Source organism: Flavobacterium qiangtangense, assembly GCF_042658345.1.
Taxonomy (GTDB): Bacteria; Bacteroidota; Bacteroidia; order Flavobacteriales; family Flavobacteriaceae; genus Flavobacterium; species Flavobacterium qiangtangense.
On record NZ_JBHSQB010000021.1, the window covers coordinates 255,680 to 261,911 of the forward strand.

Genomic DNA, 6,232 nt, shown 5'->3' on the forward strand with positions numbered 1-6,232 from the left:
CCGCTGGTGAAAACTGGAGGGATTTTTTTTATTTCCAAAGTAGTTGTTCTTTCCAGTTTTCAGGAAACCCCATTTCCGTTAAATATCGCTTTTGATTATTTTCAAACAATCGAATTAGCTTACCTTTAATCGTGTGCCCGTTTGAAACTTTATTTAAAATGTAAATAATACAAGACAAACTATGATACAATGAGTTAATATTGTTAGGAACGGTGATGAACTCTGACGTTGGTTTATCTAATGATTTTGGCGCGAAGTGAATATTTCTATTCCATAAACGACTGTGATGTGCAATGATATTCCTTATCACGTTAAAAGACTGCAACCAGCTTTTTAAATAATTGTAATTAGGAAGATTAAATTCTTTTGCAATTCTATTTTTGGCGCCAATTTCATTGCTTAAATTACTGTAAAGCTTTGACAAACAACCAAATGAAATTACTTCAAGAGTTTTGTACGCTGGAGGTCTTGAGTCCTTCCCATATTTTTTAAAGTGTGATTCAATAAATATTTCTTTAGTTCTATCTAATTCTTTATCAATCTCAAAAAGTGAGTCTTTGAAAAAAGACTCTGAAAAGAAAACATCCTTATTTTCAAACCACCATTGGTCTTTTTCTACTGACAAATAATAAATCATTTTAGTTCTTAAAGCAACTTCTATTCGTTCAATCGCATCAAAAATGATTAAACGCAACTTTCTGTCGAAAGTGTATAGCTCAATGACATTTTCAAAAGTTGTATCAGGTTTAAATTCGTGATTTGTTTTGTCATTTTGAAATTCCCACCAATAGCCCTGAAGCCTAAAATAACTTATATTTTTAAGAAAGTCTTTTGCTAATTCGGGGTTGTTGATAATCAATCCTCGTTCAATAAGCTGTTTGATTTGTAAATCAAAAGAAATAATCTTTTTCGGATACTCAGATTGTTTGGCCATCATATAAAAAAAAGACTCGCCTGGGTGCGCTATTACAGTTAAGTAAAAGAAGCGTGGCGAGTTCGATTAGTACAAAAGTAATACTTTTTATTTAGCTTATAAACAATTTTGGTAAAGTTATTAACATAATTTGTTTGAAATTTACTTGTTTAATTAATCACTTCTCCCACAAACTATCCGTGAAATAATTCTTAGAATCCAAGAAATTTTCCAAGACTTTAAAATCCAATTTCTCGGCTAATTCTTCAATTTCAGAAAAGCTGTATTTTTTAGAAAGCTCTGTCCAGATGGTTTCCCCTTTTTGAAAAGTAAACGATCTATTGAGCACTTTTGAGTCGAAACTTTGTTGCGCCAAACTGAACAAATAACTATTTACTTCGCCGTTTTCAGGATTATAATGGCAATAAAAATCAAATTGGCTTAAATCAATATCAGCTTCCAACTCACGATTAATTCTTTTTAACAAATTCATATTGAATGCTTTCGTGATTCCGTGTGGGTCGTCGTAGGCTTTTTGAATCGTTCTCGGACTTTTCTGCAAGTCAATTCCCATCAGCAATTTGTCTCCTTTTTTCATTCCGGAAGCAAATTTTTGAAGCAAATCAATCGCGTCTTCTTTTTTATAATTCCCGATGTTTCCTCCTAAAAATAAAAACAAATTCGGGGTTTCATCTTTAGAAATGTCAGCCAAAATATCAAAGTAGTCGCCAATTTTAGAATTCATCTTGATTTCCGGAAGCGACACACGAATGTTTTCCTCCAAAATCAAAATCGCTTCTTCAGAAATATCTATCGGAACATACGTAAAATCTGCATTTTTACCCAAAAAAGTTTTTAGCAACTGTTTGGTTTTGATTCCGTCGCCAGAACCGAACTCTACAATATTGAATTTTCCATTGAAATTTAATTGTTCCAAAATCTGCTCTGACTGTTCAGACAAAATTTCAAACTCGCAATTCGTTGGATAATATTCTGGCATTTCCATAATTTGCTGAAAAATATGACTTCCTTCATCGTCATAAAAATAACGCGAAGAAAGATGCTTTTTTTCGTCGGACAAACCTTTTAAAACGTCTTCCGCAAAGGCTTTGTTGTATGTTGGAGTATTGATTTTCATGTTTTTTATTTTGCCAAACGAATGCTGTTGAATTGCCAACGTTCGTCTGTGTGAAAGAAATTCCGATATGTTTTTCGGCTGTGATTTGGTGGCGTTGCGCAACTTGAACCACGTAAAACCATTTGGTTTACCATAAATTTTCCGTTGTATTCGCCGATTGCGCCTTCTGGTTTTTTAAAATTTGGATACGGTAAATAAGCCGAATTTGTCCATTCCCAGCGCTTTCCCCAGTTGAATTTTTCGGATGCAATTTCCCATTCAAATTCTGTTGGAAGTCGCATTTTTTTCCATTCGGCAAAAGCAGAAGCTTCATAAAAACTGACGTGCGTGACAACAGCTTCGGGATTCACTTTCTGCAAACCGTTCATTGTAAAATGAAACCACTCGCCGTCGATTTTATGCCAATACAAGGGCGCTTCGATTTTATTTTCGGTCACCCAAGACCAACCTTCGTCTAGCCAATATTTGAAATTTTTATAGCCGTCAGCGTTTATAAATTCAAGATATTCTGAGTTTGTAACCAAAGTTTTCGAAATCTCAAATTCGTGCAAATAAACGTTGTGATTTCCGTGTTCGTTATCGAAGGAAAAAGCTTCAGAATCGTGGCCAATTTCATAAATTCCTTCTTCAATTTTTGCAAAACCAGTTTCAGCATTCGTGTCGTTTTCCCAATCTAAATCTTCGTTGTAGATTGGGAAAATTGGGTTGTGTCCCAGAATATATTTAATGTCAGTTAGCAATAACTCTTGATGTTGCTGTTCGTGATTTAATCCGAGTTCCAGCAATTCTCTCAGTTCTTCCGATTTCAACTGCAATAAAATTTGCATGTGCATATCTACATACGCGCGGTATTCAAAAACTTCCTGAACACCGGGACGCGTGATGTTTCCTCGGTCGGCACGAAAAACGCGCTTGCCAACGGTGTTGTAATAACTATTGAAAAGAAAGGAAAAATCGTCGTTGAAAACTTTATAATCTGGCAAATGTTCTTTCAAGACAAATTGCTCGAAAAACCAGGTGGAATGCGCCAAATGCCATTTCGGCGGGCTCACAAAGTTCACAGGCTGTGGTACAAAATCTTCTGTTTTCAAGGGCTGACAGATGATTTCGGAGTGTTTTCTAACGGAATTGTATTGTTCTGAAAGCGTCATTCGTTTGTTTGTTGTCACATAAATTTACAAAGAAAGTTTCGGGAGAATTTTGAAAGCTTCGATTTTAACCATTTTATAACAGTTGTGAAATGGTGCTTTTTAGTGACTTCAAATTCTTAGCGACTAAAATATTTTAAAGTTTGTGAGAATTTGGAAGCAACCTTTTGAAAATGTTTACGTCTAAAAAGAAAAAATACTATGAAAAAAATTTTATTATTTATGTCGGTTTTGGCTATTTCTTGCAACAGCAATGATGACAGTAACGACGGCGTGACAAATTGTACCGAAGAATTTGTTTATGGTTTGAACGTAAATGTCAAAGATGCGGTTACAAATGCCGTTTTGCAAGAAGGAGTTTTGGTGAAAGCCGTGGACGGAACGTATTCTGAAACTTTGGAGATTGTGGAAAGCGTTCCTACTTTTATTGGAGCTGGAGAACGCGCCGGAAATTATGTGGTAACGGTTTCAAAAGAGGGTTATCAAACTTATACTTCGCCAGTTGTCACTGTGGAAGCAAACGTATGCCATGTTCTGACAGAAACTTTAAATGTGTCTTTGCAACCAGAATAAACGATAATTTATTTCGACTATATGGGCAAAGTTTAAAAGAAGCTTAAAATTTGCTTCTAAAAAAAATCCGATTCAGTTAATTTTGAATCGGATTTTTTGATTTTTATAAGTTGAAAGAAGCGCTTAAACTTACCGTAAATTGGTTGTTTAAATGCTCATATCCAAAAACATCGCTGTCATATCTGGCGATCGGCGTGCTCAATTCTGTGAAAACACCAAAACCACTTGTGAAAAAATAACGTCCGCCCAAATGCGCTCCAAAATTTCTCAAACCAAGATTCAAACCTGGGTAAATATCAACTTGTTCTGGCAAGCCGATAACGTTTCCGATGTTTGCGCTGAAACGTGCTTTTACATCAAAACGGTCGTCAAATTTTGGATCACCAAGATTATTATCAGTTCCTAAAAGATAGGTCGTGTAAACCCCGATCGACATGTTTTCACCGATTCCGTGGTCATAAGTTGCCATAATTCCGGTTGCCATATCTTGAAAATTGACTCCAACTTGAAATTTATCGTCACCTTTTCCACTAAAAGCTTGAGCGTTTGCGAAGCCTGCTGTTAAAAACAAAGCCAATGTTATAATTCTCTTCATGTGTTTGTTATTTTCTACAAATATACGATTTAATACGAAATTACAACAAATTTAATTTCTTCCGTTTTCATCTGGATATAACTCTGGAAGCGGATCGCTTTGCCAAAACTCTTTGGTATCAATATCTAAAATCGTTAACGGTCCACGAAATGCGGCGCCAGTATCGACATTCCAAACGTTTGCTTTGTTCATCGGATTGGTTTCGCCAACGCGCGTGACAGGCGTGTGCCCGATGAAGATTTCTTTATAAAGCGTAAATCTTTTGGGATAATAAGGACTGTCTTTCTCAATTTTTGGATCTAATGAAAGTGCGTTTTCCCAAAGCGTTCGTTCCCAATAAAACATTTTTGGGAAATATTCATACGCGACTCCGTTCAAGTTTGTGAAACCTGCGTGAATGAACAAACGGTTTTCTTCGTCGAGATAATAGTTTTCCAGAAGCTTTAAAAACTCAATATGCGGTTGCTTTTCAGCTTCAGACAAAAGGCTGTATTTTTCCATCGTAATCTTGCCTCCGTGATTAAACCACTGCGGATTGTCCTTGTTGATTTCAAGCCAAGAAAGCAGCAAATCATCGTGGTTTCCTCGAAGAAAAATGCAAGCGTGCGTTTCCTTCAATTTCATTAAAAAAATAATGACTTCGGGCGATTCGCTCCAGCCATCAACATAATCTCCAAGAAAAATTAAGGTGTCGTTTGTGGTGACATTTGCTCTTTCAAAAATCTGATGAAGCGCGCGAAGGCCTCCGTGGATGTCGCCGATTACTAAAGTTCTGTTCATTTCTTTGTAAGTCTCTTTTCACAAATATAATTTAAAAATCGCCGTTTCTACCAGTTTTTCGTGTTAAAGGAATCTTCTAATTTGTTAATTAAAGTTGATTTTTGAGCGAATGTCTGAGTTCAATCAGTAATCCATTTTCCCGCTGCCTTTCCAAATCTCGCAATAAAAATGCGAGGATTTTCCCTTGCATCGGGGCTATCTGAATCCATTTGAATACCAGTTAGCTTTTACAAGATTGTGTACCAATAGCAGTTATTTTTTGGCGAATTACAGTTCAATAAAAGCAAAAAAAGGTGGCCAATTGGCCACCTTTTAAAATATAAAAAGAAGATTATTTTTTTACAATTAAGAATTCACTTCTTCTGTTTTGAGCGTGTTCTTCTTCAGTACAGTTTTCTTTGCAGTCCACTTTAGGCTCGCTTTCGCCATAACCTTTTCCTGAAATTTTGCTTGCAGCAATACCTTTTGAAATAACGTACTGAACAGTTGCTTTCGCTCTTCTGTCAGACAAATTCATGTTGTATTGGTCGCTTCCTCTGTTATCTGTGTGTCCTTTAACCATGATAACAAGTTGACCGTTATTTTTCATAACTTGAACTAACTTATCTAATTCAAAAGCACCTTCTTGGGTGATATTTGATTTATTGAATTCAAAGAAAATTTCTTTCAAAATAATTTCTTTTTCAGTCACAATAACATCAATTGGTTGCAAGTCAGCAGCAATATTCACGACACCGCCATTTGTTTTTGCAATTGGAAAAGTATTGCTTTCAAAACCATCTTTTGCAACTTGAAAAGTATAAGCTTTGTTGCAATCAACGTTATAAGAAACGATACCGTCTGCACCAGAATTTCTTGTCTCGATAACATTCTTTTTGTCATCTAAGATAGCAACTCTCGCTCCAGATAAGGTTTTTCCAGTTTTTGCATCTTTAACAGTTGCAATTGCCTGAACACCACAAACCGGATTAGCCTGGTATATCTTGTCTTTTCCTGTCTTGTTGCTTGAGAAGAAACCCACGTTCTTTGTCTTGTTGAACGAGAATGCGAAGTCGTCTTTCGAGGTGTTTACCGGCTCGCCAACA

Annotated in this window: 7 protein-coding genes; 1 reads left to right on the plus strand and 6 read right to left on the minus strand. The window is 36.0% G+C overall.

The features are described from left to right. Positions 1-28 precede the first annotated feature (28 nt). The 3 genes from ACFPVY_RS17835 to egtB all read right to left on the minus strand — a co-directional run bounded on the left by ACFPVY_RS17835 (position 29) and on the right by egtB (position 3,202). Positions 29-937: an Abi family protein gene (locus ACFPVY_RS17835; protein WP_379793530.1), complete on the minus strand. Its 909-nt coding sequence runs from the start codon at positions 935-937 to the stop codon at positions 29-31. A gap of 154 nt (positions 938-1,091) precedes the next feature. Continuing rightward, positions 1,092-2,051, minus strand: a complete 960-nt coding sequence (locus ACFPVY_RS17840; RefSeq protein WP_379793531.1) for an L-histidine N(alpha)-methyltransferase — start codon at positions 2,049-2,051, stop codon at positions 1,092-1,094. A 5-nt stretch (positions 2,052-2,056) separates the two neighbouring features. Beyond that, entirely contained in the window at positions 2,057-3,202 is a 1,146-nt protein-coding gene (egtB, locus tag ACFPVY_RS17845; protein ID WP_379793544.1) for an ergothioneine biosynthesis protein EgtB, read from the minus strand. 198 nt (positions 3,203-3,400) lie between these two features. Between egtB and ACFPVY_RS17850 the strand changes: the two genes are divergently transcribed. Continuing rightward, entirely contained in the window at positions 3,401-3,772 is a 372-nt protein-coding gene (locus ACFPVY_RS17850; RefSeq protein WP_379793532.1) for a carboxypeptidase-like regulatory domain-containing protein, read from the plus strand. Between the two features lie 103 nt (positions 3,773-3,875). Here the strand turns inward: ACFPVY_RS17850 and ACFPVY_RS17855 are convergent, their stop codons facing one another. The 3 genes from ACFPVY_RS17855 to ACFPVY_RS17865 form a co-directional block, all read right to left on the minus strand. After that, the gene (locus tag ACFPVY_RS17855) at positions 3,876-4,367 is read right to left on the minus strand and encodes a DUF6646 family protein (protein ID WP_379793533.1); all 492 of its coding nucleotides are present in this window, start codon (positions 4,365-4,367) and stop codon (positions 3,876-3,878) included. A gap of 51 nt (positions 4,368-4,418) precedes the next feature. Next, positions 4,419-5,147 carry a metallophosphoesterase family protein gene (locus ACFPVY_RS17860; protein WP_379793534.1) on the minus strand — a complete coding sequence of 243 codons (729 nt, stop codon included), beginning with the start codon at positions 5,145-5,147 and terminating at the stop codon, positions 4,419-4,421. Between the two features lie 331 nt (positions 5,148-5,478). Further along, the coding region (locus ACFPVY_RS17865) for an OmpA family protein (protein ID WP_379793535.1) at positions 5,479-6,232 on the minus strand (754 nt) is incomplete at its 5' end.